Genomic DNA, 486 nt, shown 5'->3' on the forward strand with positions numbered 1-486 from the left:
ATACGTTTCATAATCTCTTGATTTTTTAAATCTTTATCATCATGTTTTAAAGCGTAGTAGTAATTGCTTTTAGATAAATGAGGTAAATCAGGATTAGAATTAATTGTATTTAAGATAAAAGTTATGGTTACATGAAGTTCATGCCTTAGTTCAGTAACCACCTGGGCTATTTCTTTGGCTTTTGGTTTTTTCTTTGAGAAACTAAGGCACTCAATTTTTTTACAAATTCGTTTTCGACAGTAAGCTTTAAGTTCTCTTGCTTCAGGTCCTTTAGTTGTTTTTGAAGTTCTTTGATTTGTTGGTCTTTGCTTTTCATGAGATGGTCTGCCTTTCTTGTGATTAATGACATTATACCCATCTTCTTTGTATTTGCGAATCCAATTATATATTAGCCCACTATTAGGTAAAGCTAAATCTAGAGAAACACGGTAAGCTAGCTCATTATTGATAAGTACTTTTTCAATAGCAGATTCTTTAAATTCAACT

1 pseudogene is annotated in these 486 nt (G+C 30.9%); it reads right to left on the reverse strand.

What is annotated here, in order from left to right:
• Window positions 1-486, reverse strand: a pseudogene (locus LrDSM24759_RS07745) (IS3 family transposase); the annotation flags it as partial.

The sequence above is a fragment of the Lactobacillus rodentium genome, from assembly GCF_003423665.1.
In the GTDB taxonomy this organism is placed as follows: domain Bacteria; phylum Bacillota; class Bacilli; order Lactobacillales; family Lactobacillaceae; genus Lactobacillus; species Lactobacillus rodentium.